This is a genomic window from Arthrobacter sp. AFG20 (genome assembly GCF_002892795.1).
GTDB lineage: Bacteria > Actinomycetota > Actinomycetes > Actinomycetales > Micrococcaceae > Arthrobacter.
Genome location: NZ_PJMC01000005.1, coordinates 1 through 16534 on the forward strand (window position 1 = coordinate 1; position 16534 = coordinate 16534).

The following is a 16534-nucleotide window of genomic DNA, read 5'->3' on the forward strand; positions in this document are numbered from 1 at the left end:
GGGGCCTCGGTGCCGGGCTGCGAACCGGTTGCGGCGGATTCGCCGCCGGAGACCACTTCGCCGTTGCGGCGGCGCGTGCGGGTGCGGCTGCGGCGGGGGCGCGCCGGCTGCTCGGTACCCGTTGCGGCGGCGCCGGTGGCAGTGGAAACGGGACCGGTAGCAGCGTCCGCGCCGGAGTCTGAGGAACGACGGCGGCGCTCGCCTGAACGCTTCCCCGCGTCACCGCCGCGGCGGCTGCCTTCCGTGCTGGCGGAGCGGCCGGAATCGCGGCCGCCGGAGCGGCCGTTCTTCTTGCCGGTCTCGCCCAGGTCCTCCAGGACCTCGGCGTCGACGCCGGCAAGGGTCCGCTTGCTGCGCGGCAGCCGGCCCTTGGTGCCCTCGGGGATGTCCAGGTCCTCGTACAGGTGGGCTGAGGAGGAGTAGGTTTCGACGGGCTCGGGAACGCTCAGCCCCAGCGCCTTGTTGATGAGGCCCCAGCGCGGCATGTCGTCCCAGTCCACGAACGTGACGGCGGTGCCCTTGTTGCCGGCGCGGCCGGTGCGGCCGACGCGGTGCAGGTAGATCTTCTCGTCCTCGACGCACTGGTAGTTGATGACGTGGGTGACGTCGTCGACGTCGATGCCGCGGGCTGCGACATCGGTGGCCACCAGGACATCCACCTTGTTGTTGCGGAAGGCACGGAGCGCCTGCTCGCGGGCTCCCTGGCCGAGGTCGCCGTGGATGGCGGCGGCGGCGAACCCGCGGTCCACGAGTTCCTCGGCAACCTTCGCGGCAGTGCGCTTGGTCTTGGTGAAGATGATGGTGCGGCCGCGGCCGCGGGCCTGCAGGATGCGGGCGACCACCTCGGTCTTATCCATGCTGTGAGCGCGGTAGATCAGCTGCCGGATGTCGCGCTTAGTCAGGCCCTCGTCGTCCGGATCGGCGGCGCGGATGTGGGTGGGCTGTGTCATGTACCGGCGGGCCATGGCAATGACCGGGCCGGGCATCGTGGCCGAGAACAGGAGAGTCTGGCGAACTGGCGGGGTGCCGGCGATCAGGGTCTCAACGTCCGGAAGGAAGCCGAGGTCCAGCATCTCGTCAGCTTCGTCCAGCACTACGATCTTGACGTTCTTCAGGACCAGGTGCTTCTGCTTGTAGAGGTCGATGAGGCGACCCGGCGTGCCGACCACCACCTCGACGCCCTTCTGCAGCGCATCGATCTGCGGCTCATACGCGCGGCCGCCGTAGATCGTGGCGATGCGGGCATTGCGCTTGCGTGAGGCGGTCTGCAGGTCGTTGGCGACCTGGACTGCCAGCTCGCGGGTGGGAACAATTACCATGGCCTGCGGTGCCCCGGGGGCAGGCAGCTTGCCGAAGCCCGGGTCGTCCTGGCCCACTACGCGCTGCAGGGCGGGAATGCCGAAGCCGAGGGTCTTGCCCGTGCCCGTCTTGGCCTGGCCGATGATGTCGTGGCCGGACAGCGCCACGGGCAGGGTCATCGCCTGGATCGGGAAGGGGTGGGTGATACCGGCGTCGGCGAGGGACTCGACGATGTCGGCGCGCACGCTGTAGTCGGCGAAGGACTTTTCGGCTATTTCATGCGGCTTCTCGTCCGAGATGATGGTCTCTTCCGGCTCGATGGTCTCGGTGCCGGTGTCGTCGGAGAGAAGCTGGTGGGTATGCAATTCACTCACAGGGGAGTTTCCTTATTCATTTAGGCATTGGCGCCGCCTGCTCAACGGGGCGGGCACGGGGGCCGTTCCGGAGCACGCTCAGGCGCGCAAGCAATTCCAGTGGAAGCCGATCGCGGGCTATCTAAATGCCGGCACTGGGGACCGGCGGGTGTGACTCAAGATCGCGTAGGGGCGGGCTTGTTGAATTCAAATCAAGGAAATCAACGACCGGGCATCCATTACTACCCACCCAGTCTACTGGCAAACCCATGTTTTCCTTGACTCACGCCGCCTCAGGGGCCTGTGGCGGGCGCAGGAGCGGATCAGCCGACGAGCTCGAGGTGGATCTCCCTGGTGGTGATGTCCGAGGAGATGAGCCGGACGCGGACCCTGGTGCCGGGCTCCATTTCGCCCGCGCACCTGGCCGTCACGGCCGGTTCGGCGATCTGGACCACGCCGGAGGGGCCCGAACCGTTGGTTCCCTTGCCGTTCAGGCCTTTACCGTTCCCGTTCCCGTTGCCGCCGCCATTCCCGTTTCCGTTGCCGTTTTTGGCCGGCTTCGACCCGGAGATCACCACGGCATCGAACTCCTGTCCGATGTGGTTGATCAGCAGCGCGGCTTCCACGGTGTCCAGGGCAAGGCGTTCCATCCTTGCCGCCAGCTGGTCCGAGTACGCCATGATTTCGGGCAGCGAGGGGAGCGCCTCCCGGGCCCAGGCCGGCACCGGGCGGTTGTTGCTCAGTGCGTCGCAGATGACCAAAACAAACCGGTCCACGAGCCGGCGCAGCGGCGCGGTGGTGTGGGCGTACGCTGTGCCGATGGCTGACTGGACGGCGTCCTCCGGGACGGTTCCGTCGAAGTGCGTGTAAGCGGCTCCGCGGAAGAGCATGCCGGCCGAATGGAGGATGGCCAGTTGCCGGTGGTCGGTGGGATCGAGGGTGCGTAGGTACTCGCCGTAGCTTTCCTGCCCGTCCCACGGTTTGCCCAGCGCGGCAGTCTGACGCTTGAAGTGGCTGAGCGAGCGTTCATCGGGGGCCGGCATGGTGCGCAGGATCCCGACCTTGCCATTGAGCATCAGCGAAGCGGCGGCCATCCCGGTCATAAGCGAAATCTGGGCGTTCCAGTCCTCCACCGGAAGCTGGGGGACCGCCACGATCCGGTAGCCGCCGTCGGGCAGCTGGACGATCTCCTGCTCCGGCATGTTCAGGCTGGCCCCGCCGCGGGCCCGCTCCAGGTCCACGCGCTTGCGCCCCACCTCACGCAACAGCTGCAGCATCGGAGGGGCGGTGCCGGCATCCAGGTCTGCCTGGACGCCCTTGTAGTTGAGCTTGGCCCGGCTGCGCACGGCGGCCCGGCGCACCGCCGCGGACACCACCTCGGCGGCGGCGTCGAGCTCGAACTCCCAGACGAAGGCGGAGCACAGCTGCCCGGCGAGCAGGCTGCCGGCGTTCTCACTGATCGCCTCCGGATGCAGCGGAATGCGGCCGTCGGGGGCGTAGAAGGTCTGCCCGCGGCGGCGGGTTTCGGCGTCGAGCGCGCCGCCCGGCTGCACGAAAGACGGAACGTCCGCAATGGCATAGAGGATCCGGTACCCCTCGCCGAGGCGTTCAATGAAGAGCGCCTGGTCAAGGTCGGTGGACGACGGCGGATCGATGGTCAGGAAGTCCACCCCGGTCAGGTCCAGGGCCGGAAACTGCCGGTCCGCAATGGCGGCTTCAGCTTCCTTGAGCACATCCTCGGGAAATTCCCCCGGAAGCTCCAACTCCGTCCGCAGCGCGCTCAATGCCTCCTCGAGCGCGTTGGTCTGCTCGTGGACGCTGGGCGACAGACGATGATGTGACACGAAAATCAGGTTAGCCCGAATCGCGCCGTTAGTCTTGGATTATGGGCACATCCTCGGCTGACACCGCTCGCTACGACCGCTTCGTCGCAGACCTGTTCGGCGTGATGGCCTACGGCGAACTGTCCGCGTTCGAACGGCTGTCGTCCGACGCCCGTTACTCACCCACGCTGCACGACCGCGCGGTGCTCGGCAGGATCGCCGTCATCGAATTCCAGCACTACGAGCTGGTGAGCGCCAAGCTGGCGGGGATGGGCGTCGACGTCGAGGATGCGATGCTGCCGTTCCAGCTGGCCGTGGACCACTTCCATGAACGGACCCGCCCGGCGGACTGGTACGAGTCCCTGATGAAGGCCTACGTGGTGGACACGGTCTCCGCCGACTTTTATCAGGCGGTGGCCCGGTTTGTGGATGCCGGAACCCGTGATGTCATCCAGCAGATCCAGTCGTCGGAAGAGGCCACGGCCGTGCTTCGGGAACGGCTCAGCGGGGCGCTGGCGGACGACCCCCGGCTCGCGTCCAGGCTGGCGCTGTGGGGCCGCCGCCTCCTCGGCGAAGCGATCACGCAGGCCCAGCGCGTGGGCCACGAACACGCCTTTCTTGGCGGGCTGTTCGTCGAGGCGGAGCCCGGTGCCACGGACGCCACAGCACGCGAGCTGGTGCGGGGCATCACCGCCGAAGTCGCGGAGAACCATTCCCGGCGGATGGTCCAGCTGGGCTTGAGCGGGTAGCCCAGGCCCCGCTTGCGTGCCGGGCCGCTCCGGTCAGGAGACGGCGGCCTGGGACGTTGCGTCGAGGGCGTCGAGCAGTTCCGCCGCGGCTGCTGCCGGGTCTGGTGCCTCGGTGATCGCCCGCACCACGACGATGCGGCTGGCTCCGGCCGCCAGCACCTGCTCCACGTTCGTGCGGTCGATCCCGCCGATCGCGAACCAGGGCAGCAGCAGGCCGCCAACCCGTTCCTCGTTTGCGGTGCGGACGGCCTCTGCCGCGTAGCGCACCAGGTCGAGCCCGACGGCGGCGCGCCCGGGCTTGGTGGGGGTGGCCCACAGCGGGCCCACGCAGAAATAGTCCAGGCCACTGCGCCCGTGGGCGGCGCCGATGGCGGCACCCACCTGGTCCGTGCTGTGGGTGGACAACCCAATGACGGTGGCATCGTGCAGCAGCTTCCTGGCGGCACGGAGCGGCAGGTCCTTCTGGCCGATGTGGAACACCGGTGCACCGGCGATGGACGCGATGTCGGCGCGGTCATTCACGGCCCAGAGCCGGCCGTGCCTGCGGGCGGCGGCACGGACTACTTCCAGCAGCTCGAGTTCCTCGGCTGCCTCGATGCTCTTGTCCCGCAACTGGATGATGTCCACGCCCCCGGCGAACGCCGCGTCCACGAAGTCCGCGAAGTCCCCGCGGTCCTTGCGGGCGTCGGTGCAGAGGTACAGGCGGGCGGCGGTGTGGGCAGAGTGCACGGTCATGGCAACCACCTTAGTTCCTCTAAACTGGGCAGGTACCGCGGGAGCCCGTTGCTGCTGTCATAAAGACGCAGGGCTGAGAGGGCGTCAGAGCCGACCGCTTGACCTGATCCGGTTAGTACCGGCGTAGGGAAGGAATTCCATGAACCCTAAAACCAGCGGCGACGAACACTCCGCGGCAGCCTTGGGGTCCGGCGCACTTGAGGCCGATGTAGCCGTCATTGGCGGCGGCGTGGTGGGCCACGGCATCGCCTGGGAGGCACGGCGGTCCGGCCGTTCGGTGGTGCTCATCGATGAAGCCCCGGGCAGCGGTGCAAGCTGGGCTGCGGCCGGCATGCTCGCTCCGGTCAGCGAACTGCATTACCAGGAGGAAGGGCTCCTGGAACTGATGCTGGAATCCTCCGCCAGGTGGCCGGGGTTTGCGGCCACGCTCACCGCCGGCGAGGACGCCGGTTACCTGACGACGCCGACCCTGGCGGTGGGTGCCGATCCGGCCGACCGCCGGGCCCTGACGGACCTGCGGGACGTGCAGCGGACTCACGGCCTGAACGTTGAACCGCTGACCATCCGCGAGGCACGTTCCCGGGAGCCGCTGCTCAGCCCCGCAATCTCCTGCGCCCTCGACATCCCGGCGGACCACCAGGTGGATCCCCGCAGACTCGTCCGGGCGGTTGCTGCCCAGTTGGCCGGCCATGGCCAGCAGATTGCGGCAGCGGAGGGATACGCGGTGCGGGAGCACGCCGCCGGCCTGCTCTGGGACGGCGCGCGGGTCTGCGGGGTCCGGCTGGCCGGCGGCGGGTCAGTCAGGGCGGCCGAGACGGTGGTGGCCAACGGCCTCGCCGCCGCGCACCTGCAGAACCTGCCCGAAGGCCTGCAGTTGCCGTTGCGCCCGGTCTACGGAGACATCCTCAGGCTCAGGGTCCCCGCACACCTGCAGCCCCTGCTCACCGCAACGGTCCGCGGCATGGTGCGGGGCGTGCCGGTGTATGTGGTGCCCCGCCGGGACGGCACGGTGGTGATCGGCGCCACCCAGCGTGAGGACGGTGTGCCCGGCACCAGCGCCGGGGGTGTCTACCAACTGCTGCGCGACGCCCAGGCGCTGCTGCCAGCGGTCGCCGAGCTCGAGCTTCTCGAAGCCACCGCGCGGGCGCGGCCCGGCACCCCTGACAACGCCCCGCTGCTGGGCCGGGTGCCGGCCGGCGGGCAAGGAGCCGGTACGGACGTGGCGGGCCTCATCATCGCCACCGGTTTCTTCCGCCACGGCGTCCTGCTGACCCCGGCCGCCGCGGCAATCTGCCGCCAGCTCATGGACGGAATTACCGATCCGCGCTGGGCCCACTTCCGGCCGGGCCGGTTTTCGCCCGGGCTTAGGGACACTCCGGGCTCCGCCGCTCTACTCAGCCCTGTCCCCGGCTAGTCACCGCAAGTGACACCGCCCCGCTGCGGGCACTGCCACGTTGACCCACGTCACATTTGACCAAAGCAAGGAACCAGCATGAACATCACATTGAACGGCATCGAACAGGAAGTCAGCGAGGGCGCCTCCGTCACCTCACTCGTCAGCCAGGTGACGGGACGCCAACTGGCGGCCAGCGGGCAGGCCGCCGACGGCCAGCGGCTGGGTGTGGCGGTGGCGCGCAATGCAGCCGTCGTGCCGCGCAGCCAGTGGCACAGCACCGCCCTCGCAGACGGCGACGAGATCGAACTTGTCACGGCAGTCCAGGGAGGATGAGGACGATGGCAGAAACAATGATTGAAACAGCAGACAGCCTGGCCATTGACGGGGTGGAGCTGACCTCGCGGCTCATCATGGGCACCGGAGGCGCTCCAAGCCTGGACGGTCTCGGCGCAGCGCTGCTCGCGTCCGGCACCCAGCTGACCACTGTCGCGATGCGTCGCTACTCGCCTGCCGAAACCGGCTCGCTGTTCCAGCTGCTGGTGGACCACAACATCCGCGTGCTTCCCAACACCGCCGGCTGCTTCACGGCCCGGGACGCTGTGATGACGGCGGAGCTGGCCCGTGAAGCGTTGGAGACCGACTGGGTCAAGCTCGAAGTCATCGCCGATGAGCACACCCTCCTGCCTGATGCCGTGGAGCTGGTGGACGCCACCGAACAGCTGGTCAACCGGGGCTTCAAGGTCTTCGCCTATACCAATGACGATCCCGTCCTGGCGCTTCGGCTGGAGAACCTGGGTGCGTCGGCAGTCATGCCGCTGGGAGCGCCGATCGGCACGGGCCTGGGCATCCTCAATCCGCACAACATCGAGCTGATCGTGTCACGGGCCTCCGTTCCCGTGGTCCTGGACGCAGGGATCGGAACGGCCTCGGACGCGGCCCTGGCCATGGAACTGGGTTGCGACGCAGTGCTGCTGGCCACCGCCGTCACCCGCGCCCAGAACCCCGCCCTCATGGCCGAGGCCTTCAAACACGCCGTCATCGCCGGTAGGCTGGCGCGTGCGGCCGGGCGGATCCCGCGCCGTGAGCATGCCTTGGCGTCGTCGGCCATGGAGGGCCGGGCGGAGTTCCTCTAAGCCCGGCCAATCCCTGCCCACGCGGTGCGCGGCCGGCTCGACAGGTACTTCCCAGGAGCCAGTTGTGGCCGCCAGCGACGACATCCTCACCCGAGCCCAGATCGACGAAGCGCTCGCCGGGCTGCCCGACTGGCGCTACCGGCTCGGCGGGCTTGTCACTGTCTATAAGACGCCGACGGCGGCCGTCGCGCTCGAGCTGATAGCCGCCGTCGGGCGCGTGGCAGAGGACATGGACCACCACCCGGACCTGGACTGGCGCTATAACCGGGTGTTCATCCGGTTCAGTTCCCACGACGTCGGCGGCGAGGTGTCCGCGCGGGACACCCGTGCTGCCGCCTCCGTCAGCGATGCCGCCTCAGCGGCAGGCGCCGAAGCCCAGCCCGGCCTGTACCGGTCGGTGGCCATCGGCATCGACACGGCTGACGCGGCGGAAATTAGCGAGGTCTGGCGCGTAGCCCTCGGCTACCGGAAGGGCCGGTCCGGGGACCTGGTTGACCCGTACGGGCGCGGTCCCGGCCTCTGGTTCCAGCAAACGCCGACGCCGAACGACAACCGCCTCCATCTCGACATCCACCGCTCCATGGCCGAGTCGGCGCCCGTACTCGAGAAGACCGCGGCAACCGGGGCGCACATGAACAGTGACCACGCACCCAACTGGGTGGTTGTCACTGATGCCCAGGGGAACCGGCTCTGCCTGCACACCGAGGAAGGCCAGGGCCCGGACGGTGCCACCCCGCCGGGGTCTATCTAGCGGCGTTGTCCAGCAGTTGCTTTGCAGCCGTCGCAGCAGCCGTCCGCGGCAGGCCCGGACGATGCTTCCTGGTCTTCACCGGGCACCGCTTGGGGGACCGCGCAGCACACGTCCCCGCGCCACGCGTTGACACCCTCACGGACGGCGATCGCCGCGATCACAAGTGCGGCGCCGGCGTCGGCCCACCACCAGCCCAGCGTGCTGTTCAGGACGAGGCCAACCAACAGGACCGCGGAGAGGTAGGTGCACAGCAGGGTCTGCTTGGAGTCCGCGACAGCAGTCCTGGAGCCCAGTTCACGGCCTGCCCGGCGCTGCAGCCAGGACAGAACAGGCATGATGGCCAGGCTCAGCGCGGCGATCACTATCCCGGGGGTCGAGTGCTGGGCCTCCCCGCCGCCGGTGAGGGAGCGGATGGCGTCAATGGACACGAAGGCTGCCAGCGCGAAGAAGGACAGGGCGATAATCCGTAGGGTGAGGTGTTCTCGGCGCTCAGGGTCTTTGGAGGAGAACTGCCATGACAGGGCAAGGGCGGAGGTGACCTCGATCACCGAATCCAGCCCGAACCCGATAAGTGCCGATGAGTCCGCGACGCCGCCCGCCCACAGCGCCGCCGCGGCTTCAACCAGGTTGTAGGTGATCGTCGCCGCTGCGAAGACACGGATACGGCGGTTCAGGACCGGCCGCCGAGCCGGCGCCAGTGACAGTTGCACTGCGCTCATGCCAGGCGCGTCCCGTCAGGGGCACAGCATGCCGGATCCACGGCAAGCACCACTCCGATCAAATCCCGGATGGCGTGACCCAGCCGGGAGTCGGCGAGCTCATACCGCGTCCGCCTGCCGTCCGGGACAGCCACCACCAGGCCGCAGCCGCGCAAACAGGTCAAATGGTTGGACATGCTCTGGCGCGACACCGCCATGGCATCAGCAAGATCGGAAGGGTAAGCGGGGGCATCGGCCAGGGCCAGCAGAATCCGGGCGCGCGTCGGGTCGGAGACCGCATACCCGAAACGGGCCAGGACCGGGGCGTGTGTCAGGGTCTCCATGGTGCAACGGTACATCAGGCGATGTATTCAGCCCACCCTGGCCAACCCGATTCAGGAATCTAGAATCTTCTTAAAGGACAGTGACCACGCACCCGCTTGGGTGGTGGTCACTGATGCCCAGGGAACGAGGCACCGGCCAGGTCCTGCCGGGGCTAAATTTTCAGCGCTGCAGTCAGCCGCTGGGTGTCCTGCCTGGCGCGCGTCCGGCCAAGGTAGACCGCAACTGCCAGGGCAGCAGCCGTCCCCGCCGCCATGGGAATGACCCACGATAGCCACGTCAGGCCCGGCTGGTAGCCCAGCCCCGCCCAGATGCAGATGATCCAGGCAAGCATGCCCGCCACAGCCGCGGTGCCCGCCGGCACGAGGATGCCGTACTTGGTGTGGCGCCGGTCGTTGGCCCAGACGATGAACCCGGCAGCAGCGGTCACCAGGACCACGATCACGAGGGACAGCACGGCTCGGCCTACAGTGCGCCGAAGCCGACCCGGCGCACTTCCTCTGCGCCGATTTCGACGTAGCCGAGGACGTTGGCAGGGATGATGATCTGGCGGCCCTTCTCGTCGTTCAGGCGCAGTTCGCTGCCCTTGGCTATGGCCTCGGCCACTACTTTGGCCACAGCGTCAGCATCCTGAGCCGATTCCAGCACAATTTCACGGCCGACGTTCTGAATGCCGATCTTTACTTCCACAGCAAGGCCTCCCAGCCAGTCAAGGTTGAAATTTCAAAGGTAGTTTCAGTTGTAGTCTAGGTCTCTTTGGGGAAGCGAGAGATTCCGCGCCAAGCTAAACGGTAAATCAGGTCGCTGGCCACATCGAGGTCGAGGTCCCCGTCCGTTTCGAGCCAGTAGCGCGCGCTGACCTGGGCCATGCCCGCAAGCCCACGCCCCAGCAGCTGGGCCTCCAGCAGCGGAAGCTTGGTGTCCTCGGCGATGATGCGCGCTATGGCCTCGGCGAAGGTCTTGTTGAAAGTCTCAAGGCGCGAGCTGACATCGACGTCGTTAATCAGGTCGGACTCGAACACCAGCCGGTGCGCCTGGTCGTCGCTGTCAATGAAACGGAAATAGGCACGCATGACGGCCTGCACGCGTTCCTTGTTGTCCGTGGTGGAGTTCATTGCCCCGAGCATGAGCTCGGTCAGTGCCTCGAGGTGGCTGTCCAGCAGGGCAAGGTACAGCTCCCGCTTCGACGGGAAGTGCTGGTAGAGCACAGGCTTGCTGACGTGCGCCGTCTCGGCGATCTCGTCCATCGCGGCGCCGTGGTAGCCGTTGGCGACAAAAACCTCCTGGGCAGCGGCCAGCAGCTGGGCCCGGCGCTCGTCGCGCGGCAGCCTGGCGGAACGCTGGCCGGCGGCGCGGACCGGGCCGGCATTGGATTGCGCGGCCTGAGTTCGATCAACCGGTGCATGATGAACCACTGTTGGCCTTCTTTCCTTTGCAGTTAACTTCACTTTACCCGGGGGTAATATGACCGCGCGGTATCTTCAGGCATACATTGAAGTATGGCTTCTCCGTCCACGGCAAATACAGTCCGCACGCTCCCGGGCCCCCTCGTTGATCCCGCAGCCGGGCTCTCCACCGAAGAGGTGGAGCGGTATTCCCGGCACCTCATCATTCCGGAAATAGGCGCACTCGGCCAACGCCGCCTGAAGAACGCGCGGGTGCTGGTCATTGGCGCGGGCGGCCTGGGCTCGCCGGCCCTGCTCTACCTTGCCGCAGCCGGCGTGGGAACCATCGGGATCATCGACGACGACGCCGTGGACCTGAGCAACCTGCAGCGGCAGATCATCCACGGGATTAAGGATGTGGGCCGGCCCAAGATCGAATCCGCCCGGGACGCCATCGCGGAGCTGAACCCGCTGGTGGATGTCCGCCTGCACGACGTGAGGCTTGATGCCTCCAACGCCCTGGAGCTTTTTGCCGGCTACGACCTCATCCTGGACGGGGCCGACAACTTCGCCACGCGCTACCTCGTGAACGACGCCGCCGCCATCCTCGGCAAGCCGTATGTGTGGGGATCGATCTTCCGCTTCGACGGGCAGGTCAGCGTGTTCTGGGAAGAGCACGGGCCCACCTACCGGGACCTCTATCCGGAGGCGCCGCCGGCCGGATCCGTGCCTTCGTGCGGAGAGGGCGGCGTGTTCGGCATGCTGTGCGCTGCGGTCGGATCGCTCATGGTGACGGAGGCCGTCAAGCTGATCACCGGCGTCGGGCGTTCCCTGCTGGGCCGGGTGGCGCTGTACGACGCCCTGGGCGGCAGCTGGCGGGAGATCAGGGTGTCCAAGGACCCCGACGCCCCGCGGATCACGGAACTCACCGACTACGAGGCCTTCTGCGGCATTGCCCCGGCGGAGACAACCGACACGGAGCACACCGTGACGGCAACGCAGCTGGCCACCATGCTGGCCTCGCGGCAGGCCGGGCTGAAGGACTTCGACCTGGTGGACGTGCGTGAATCGGGGGAGTACGACATTGTCCGGATCGACGGTTCCGTGCTGATCCCGCAGGGGCGCATCCTCTCCGGCGAGGCCTGGGGTGAGCTGCCGCAGGACAGGGACATCGTGTTCCACTGCAAGGCCGGGACGCGCTCCGCCGCCGTGCTGGCAGCCGCCCGGAAAGCCGGCTACCAGCGCGTCAGCCATCTCGACGGCGGCATCCTCGCCTGGGTGCGCGACGTGGAGCCGCAGAAGCCGGTTTACTGAGCCAGCCTCCCTCACCGCGCGATGACCGGGATCTGCCGTGTATGCAGTACTTTGCCGGTGATCCAGTGCAGCAGGTCCACGGTGAGCTTGTAGTCACCGGCGGCAGGCGGGCGCAGGAGCATGTCGTACCGTTCCGCCGCACCGAAGTTGACGATGCTGCTGCGCAGGGGGCCGGTGGCGGAGATGGGCCGTGCCGGTCCGGACGGGCTGGACGTGTTGCGGAAGGGCCGGCCGTCGTGGGCGATCAGCTCGGCCATGGCCACACGCTTTCCCGCGGCGTCGGTGAAATAGGCATTCACGGGGAAGTAGTTGGCATTGAGCAGGCGCAGCAGGGTGGGCTTGACCGTGCCACCGGCCATGCGGGCGCGGATGCGGGTCACGAAGATCGGGCCCTCTGCGGTGGGCAGGGGGGCCAGTTCGCCGCCGAGCAGGTAGAAGTGCTTGGGCTCGAACCTGTCCAGGCCGGCGTCGTCCCCGGAGAGCCCCGCGGCGTGGTTCATCTCATGCCAGCGGGGATCCACCGAATACGGGACCAGGATGGTCTCTGTATCGATGTCGTACTCCGGCCCATCGACGAATGCCCTGCGCGCTCCCTTGGTCACCGGGTAGTCCTTATGTACCGGCGGGTCGATGATCAGCGGCCCGAACATGCCCATCTGCACATGCAGCGTGGTGTTGACGTGGCAATGGTAGAAATACGTCCCGGACGCCCCGACGTTCGGGTTTCCGGGTATGCCCCGTTCCGGGCGCCACTGGTAGGTGTACGAGCCTGACACTTCAAAGGAGGTGTGGCCCACGCCGTCGTTCCGTGGGTCGGGCTCCATGCCGTGCCAGTGCACGGTGTGGACCTTCTTGCTGGGATGGATGGTGCCGTGGAACAGTTGGCCCTCGGTGAGGCGCACCAGGGGAGCCGGGAAGATCCGGCCCGAGTTCTCGGTCTCAAACGTCCACATCTCGAATTCGCCGCCGTCGTCGAACTTCATCTTCCGATTGAAGAACTTGAATTCATGCGCGACGTCGGGAGTCAGGCGGAACTCCGTCGCCGGGCTTCCCTCGTGCATTTGGTGTGAACTGAAGTCCACCTGGCTGCCGAAGAGCTCATGCGCCGGTGTGGCGTTGACCGGGCCGGGGGCGGCAATGGTCCAGTGGCCCACGAGGCCGCCGGGATACATTCCGCCGCGCGCCACCTGTGACGGTTCAGCGTGGCAGTGCATGGGATAGTTCCAGTCCGTCTTGCGGGCGTTCCACACCTGGTCGATGGCCTCCGGGGGACGCCGCAGCGGAAGCACGGAGGCCTTGCGGTCCAGCGGGTGCATTTCGACCACGTCCTCCCACTGCTGGAGCACCACATGTCCCTCGGAGTCGATGTGGCCGCCGCTGCGGGGGAATGGCTCACCGTTTCGCCGCACGGTCCAGAGGTGGTTGCCGTGGAAATGTAGCTGATGGTGGACCAGTCCGGCATTGACGAAGTGCATGAGCTGCCCGGCGCGGACCGTGCCGGGCGCCGGGGACAGGCTGAAATTGCGGACGTCGATCTGGCGGGGGGAGCCCGACATCAGCGTGTCTTCCTCCCGGACCCGGTTAAGGGTCTCGTCGGTTGACGCGGCCAGTGACTGGAAGCCGCTGCGCCCGTTGAGGGCGAAATACCGGGGATGCGCAGGGGTCTTGTCCGGGTCCACCGTCCCCTGCCGGGAGGCGATGCCCGCCCACGCCGGATCGACGTTGTGCAGGATCCACATCCATTGGCGCTCAAATTCCGGACCGTTGGCACCGAACCGCCAGGGCGAGTCCGGATTGACCACCAGCAGGGCGCCAAACAGTCCCAGTACCCGCTGGACGGGGTCCGCCTCCGGATCGGCTGGATCAGCCCCGGGGTCGCAGTACAGATAGGCGCCTTCTGCCGGGGCCTTGAAGGTTAAGGTTTTTGTCTGGCCCGGCTTGATGACACCGGTTCCGACGTGGTCCTTCGTTGGGCCCGCATTCAGGAACTGCAGCGAGTGGTCCTGGGGCAGATTGTTAGTCGCACGGATGCTGATGCTACTGCCGGTTTCGGCGATGAGGGTCCGGTCGGGGAAGAAGCTGGCCCAGTGGGCGCGGCGCGCGAGGAACTCCCCGGGACTGAGCGGGTCCTTGGTTGCCGGTGACGGCCGCCCCAGGGGAGGCAGGGCGGCCTTGAGCGGATAGGTCCGGCTGGCCACGACGGAGCCGTTGCGCAGAAACACCCTGGGGCTCACGAAAAGGCTGGGCTTGGGGTCCTTGACCGCAGTCCGGCGGTCCCCGAACCCGCGGTGGTAGACGAGAGTTCCGTCCACCATCGGAAGGTATCCGTCGTTGATGTGAAGGTCCAGTGGGCTCATGAGGTTACCTGGGCGACTGTCAGCAGCGGGAGCGCAAGGGCCAGCGGTGCGTCGTCCTCCAGCCCCGTGTACTCGATTTCCATGGCCACCGAATCGTGCGGGGCCAGGTAACTGATCCAAACCTTTTCGGTGGCACCGGCGGCAATCGTGCCGGGGGCGCGGTCGGCGTCCTGCGGGGCTACCGTGATGCCGGAGGGCAGCAACTTGAGGCGCAGCTGTCCGGGGCTGAACAGAACAGGCTCGGGCCGGACATTGGTGAGTGCCACTTCGAGCACGACGACGTCGCCCCACGTGAAGTTTCCGGGCTGCGGCCAGTCTGAGTCCAGGAGGGGGTCGCTGTGGTGGTCGTCCACCGCGGCACCCTGGCGGCTGGAAACGCGCTGGATTCCGGGCTGGCCTGCTGCAGCCGCCCCGCGCGTTCCGTCCGTGACCCGGGATACGGCCGAGGCGAGCGGCGTGGCGGCAGGCTGCCCCTGTGCATCAAGCCTGGCCAGGCGTCCGGCGTCGACGAGCGAAAGTGTGCCAAAGGTTGTGGAGAGTCCGGCTCCGCCGCCGGGTCTGCCGCGGGAAACGATGCCGTACGTCCCGCCTCCTACCAGCAGGAGCGCTCCTCCGCCCACGATAAGTCCGAATTGCCGGCGGCTCAGGGACGGCGCGGCAGAGGCCGGTGCATCAAGATTCATGGTGGCTCCCCAATATGGTTTTCACGGGCAACTTCAATGCTGCGCGGGGAACCTATGGAAAGCTTGTGGGGTCCGGTTTGTCAGAACATATGCGGGCTAGGCGGAATTCCTGCGGGCCTCATTTTGCTGCAGGTTGGCGGCGCCCTGCAGGGGGCTGGCCGTGAGGCCACTGTGGTCCACGGGGCACTCGGCCTTGGACGCGGCGGCCGGCTGCTCCACCGTGATGCCGTACAGGGTTTCCAGGGCTGCGACGTAGTCGTCCTGCTGGCCGTTGGACGCCAGCTCGCGGGCGCGGACGGTGGGGACATGCAGCAGCTGCTTCACCATGCGGCGCAGCGCGAACTCCACCTCTTCGGCAGCGGCGGTACAGCCGTGGCGGGCCCGCACCTTTTCCATTTCCGCGTCCAGTACGTTCATGGTGTGGCGGCGAAGGGCGACGATGGCCGAGTCCACGGACCGCACTTCGCGCTCCTGCTCAAACGCCTGCGCGGCGCCGGTAACCAGGCTGCTGGCCTGGGCGAGCGATTCCGCCTGCTCCTGGGGTGCCGCGAGCCGTACGGACTCCAGCGTCAGCAGCTCCACGCCGTCGAGCTCTCCCACGGCGGGATCAAAATCGTGGGTGAGCGCCAGGTCGATGGCGATCAGGGGCTGGGCGGACGCGGCGCGGACCTGGGCGAGCTCGGCGGCTTCCACCCTCGTGTCCGAGCCGCTGCAGCCGATCATGACGTCGGCGGCGGCGACGGCGGCGTGCAGGGTGTCGCCGTCGAGGGCGGTCCCGCCGCGGGTGGCTACGAAGGTGGCCGCGCGTCCTGACGACGAGAACACCGAGATGTCGTGGCAACCGCGTTCGCGGAGGAGGGCCATGGTGGCGCCGGCGTAGGCGCCGGTGCCGAACACCACGACCTTCTTCTTCGACCAGTCGGTCTCTTCAGACAGGTCGATGGCGAGGTCGAGTGCCACCGAGACGATGGACAGGCCGCGGGAGCCGAGTGCTGTCTGCGCGCCGACGTCCTTGGCGGTCTTGGAAGCGGCCTGGAACAGGCGGACCAGTCCGCTGCTGGCCGTGCCCTCTTGCTGGGCGGTGATCAGGGCCCGGCGCACCTGCCCGGCGATTTCACGCTCGCCTATGACTGCGGAATCGAGTCCGGAGCTCACGGCGAAGAGGTGCTTCGTAACCTCGGGACCGGTGTTCGTGCTGAATGACCGGGATACCAAGTGCTCGCTGAGTCCGCTTGATTCGCTGATCTGGCCCACCAGGGCGGCGCGTGCAGCCTCCACGTCGTCGGCATGGTGCGCCTCGCCGTAGATTTCGTAGCGATTGCAGGTGGCAAGGACAACCGCACCCTTGACCGCAGGCGAACCGGCGAGGGCGGACGTGGCAATGCCAGAAGAACCGTTGCTGAGCTGAGCAACGGTTTCGAGGTCGATGTCGGCGTGTGTAGCCACCAATGAGAAAAGAACCACAGCACGACAATCATAGCTTTTTCGCAGGCGCGTAGAACAACCCTTTGTCCGG

The 16534-nt window shown here is 67.4% G+C and carries 17 protein-coding genes and 1 riboswitch; of the genes, 6 read left to right on the forward strand and 11 right to left on the reverse strand.

Annotated features, from left to right (window positions below; all coding sequences use genetic code 11):
• Both CXZ05_RS07055 and CXZ05_RS07060 read right to left on the reverse strand, forming a co-directional pair.
• The coding region (locus CXZ05_RS07055; RefSeq protein WP_102971921.1) for a DEAD/DEAH box helicase at window positions 1-1673 on the reverse strand (1673 nt) is incomplete at its 3' end.
• A gap of 302 nt (window positions 1674-1975) precedes the next feature.
• Window positions 1976-3496: an RNB domain-containing ribonuclease gene (locus CXZ05_RS07060; RefSeq protein ID WP_102971922.1), complete on the reverse strand. Its 1521-nt coding sequence runs from the start codon at window positions 3494-3496 to the stop codon at window positions 1976-1978.
• Between the two features lie 41 nt (window positions 3497-3537).
• Between CXZ05_RS07060 and CXZ05_RS07065 the strand changes: the two genes are divergently transcribed.
• Window positions 3538-4224 (forward strand): ferritin-like fold-containing protein, encoded by a 687-nt coding sequence (locus tag CXZ05_RS07065; RefSeq protein ID WP_102971923.1) that lies wholly within the window; start codon window positions 3538-3540, stop codon window positions 4222-4224.
• Window positions 4225-4257: 33 nt separating this feature from the next.
• On the opposite strand, the gene thiE is transcribed toward CXZ05_RS07065, so the two are convergent.
• Window positions 4258-4959 (reverse strand): thiamine phosphate synthase, encoded by a 702-nt coding sequence (thiE, locus tag CXZ05_RS07070; RefSeq protein WP_102972181.1) that lies wholly within the window; start codon window positions 4957-4959, stop codon window positions 4258-4260.
• Between the two features lie 27 nt (window positions 4960-4986).
• A riboswitch (TPP riboswitch) is annotated at window positions 4987-5107 on the forward strand.
• Here thiE and thiO point away from each other — a divergent pair.
• From thiO to CXZ05_RS07090, 4 genes are all read left to right on the forward strand, one after another.
• Window positions 5099-6373 (forward strand): glycine oxidase ThiO, encoded by a 1275-nt coding sequence (gene thiO / locus CXZ05_RS07075; protein ID WP_102972182.1) that lies wholly within the window; start codon window positions 5099-5101, stop codon window positions 6371-6373. It overlaps the preceding riboswitch by 9 nt.
• 78 nt (window positions 6374-6451) lie before the next feature.
• Complete coding sequence (gene thiS / locus CXZ05_RS07080; RefSeq protein WP_102971924.1) at window positions 6452-6688, forward strand: sulfur carrier protein ThiS; 237 nt, start codon at window positions 6452-6454, stop codon at window positions 6686-6688.
• 5 nt (window positions 6689-6693) lie between these two features.
• Window positions 6694-7488: a thiazole synthase gene (locus CXZ05_RS07085; protein ID WP_102971925.1), complete on the forward strand. Its 795-nt coding sequence runs from the start codon at window positions 6694-6696 to the stop codon at window positions 7486-7488.
• Between the two features lie 64 nt (window positions 7489-7552).
• The gene (locus CXZ05_RS07090) at window positions 7553-8239 is read left to right on the forward strand and encodes a 4a-hydroxytetrahydrobiopterin dehydratase (protein ID WP_102971926.1); all 687 of its coding nucleotides are present in this window, start codon (window positions 7553-7555) and stop codon (window positions 8237-8239) included.
• Here the strand turns inward: CXZ05_RS07090 and CXZ05_RS07095 are convergent.
• The 5 genes from CXZ05_RS07095 to CXZ05_RS07115 all read right to left on the reverse strand — a co-directional run bounded on the left by CXZ05_RS07095 (window position 8236) and on the right by CXZ05_RS07115 (window position 10694).
• Window positions 8236-8958: a cation transporter gene (locus CXZ05_RS07095; RefSeq protein ID WP_102971927.1), complete on the reverse strand. Its 723-nt coding sequence runs from the start codon at window positions 8956-8958 to the stop codon at window positions 8236-8238. The two genes, CXZ05_RS07090 and CXZ05_RS07095, sit on opposite strands and share 4 nt — an antisense overlap.
• Window positions 8955-9281: a helix-turn-helix transcriptional regulator gene (locus CXZ05_RS07100; RefSeq protein ID WP_102972183.1), complete on the reverse strand. Its 327-nt coding sequence runs from the start codon at window positions 9279-9281 to the stop codon at window positions 8955-8957. The genes CXZ05_RS07095 and CXZ05_RS07100 overlap by 4 nt, the downstream gene beginning before the upstream one ends.
• A gap of 152 nt (window positions 9282-9433) precedes the next feature.
• Window positions 9434-9736, reverse strand: a complete 303-nt coding sequence (locus tag CXZ05_RS07105) for a hypothetical protein (protein WP_102971928.1) — start codon at window positions 9734-9736, stop codon at window positions 9434-9436.
• Between the two features lie 8 nt (window positions 9737-9744).
• Window positions 9745-9969 (reverse strand): DUF3107 domain-containing protein, encoded by a 225-nt coding sequence (locus CXZ05_RS07110; RefSeq protein WP_003805104.1) that lies wholly within the window; start codon window positions 9967-9969, stop codon window positions 9745-9747.
• 56 nt (window positions 9970-10025) lie between these two features.
• A complete protein-coding gene (locus tag CXZ05_RS07115; protein WP_102971929.1) occupies window positions 10026-10694 on the reverse strand; it encodes a TetR/AcrR family transcriptional regulator in 669 nt (222 codons plus the stop codon).
• Window positions 10695-10778: 84 nt separating this feature from the next.
• Here CXZ05_RS07115 and moeB point away from each other — a divergent pair, with 84 nt between their 5' ends.
• A complete protein-coding gene (moeB, locus tag CXZ05_RS07120; protein ID WP_102971930.1) occupies window positions 10779-11978 on the forward strand; it encodes a molybdopterin-synthase adenylyltransferase MoeB in 1200 nt (399 codons plus the stop codon).
• Window positions 11979-11989: 11 nt separating this feature from the next.
• Here moeB and CXZ05_RS07125 read toward each other — a convergent pair whose 3' ends face one another.
• From CXZ05_RS07125 to CXZ05_RS07135, 3 genes are all read right to left on the reverse strand, one after another.
• Window positions 11990-14335: a multicopper oxidase domain-containing protein gene (locus CXZ05_RS07125; protein WP_102971931.1), complete on the reverse strand. Its 2346-nt coding sequence runs from the start codon at window positions 14333-14335 to the stop codon at window positions 11990-11992.
• Complete coding sequence (locus tag CXZ05_RS07130; RefSeq protein ID WP_102971932.1) at window positions 14332-15018, reverse strand: hypothetical protein; 687 nt, start codon at window positions 15016-15018, stop codon at window positions 14332-14334. Before CXZ05_RS07130 ends, CXZ05_RS07125 begins: the two co-directional genes overlap by 4 nt.
• Before the next feature lie 96 nt (window positions 15019-15114).
• Entirely contained in the window at window positions 15115-16482 is a 1368-nt protein-coding gene (locus tag CXZ05_RS07135) for a glutamyl-tRNA reductase (RefSeq protein ID WP_102971933.1), read from the reverse strand.
• Between the last annotated feature and the right edge of the window lie 52 nt (window positions 16483-16534).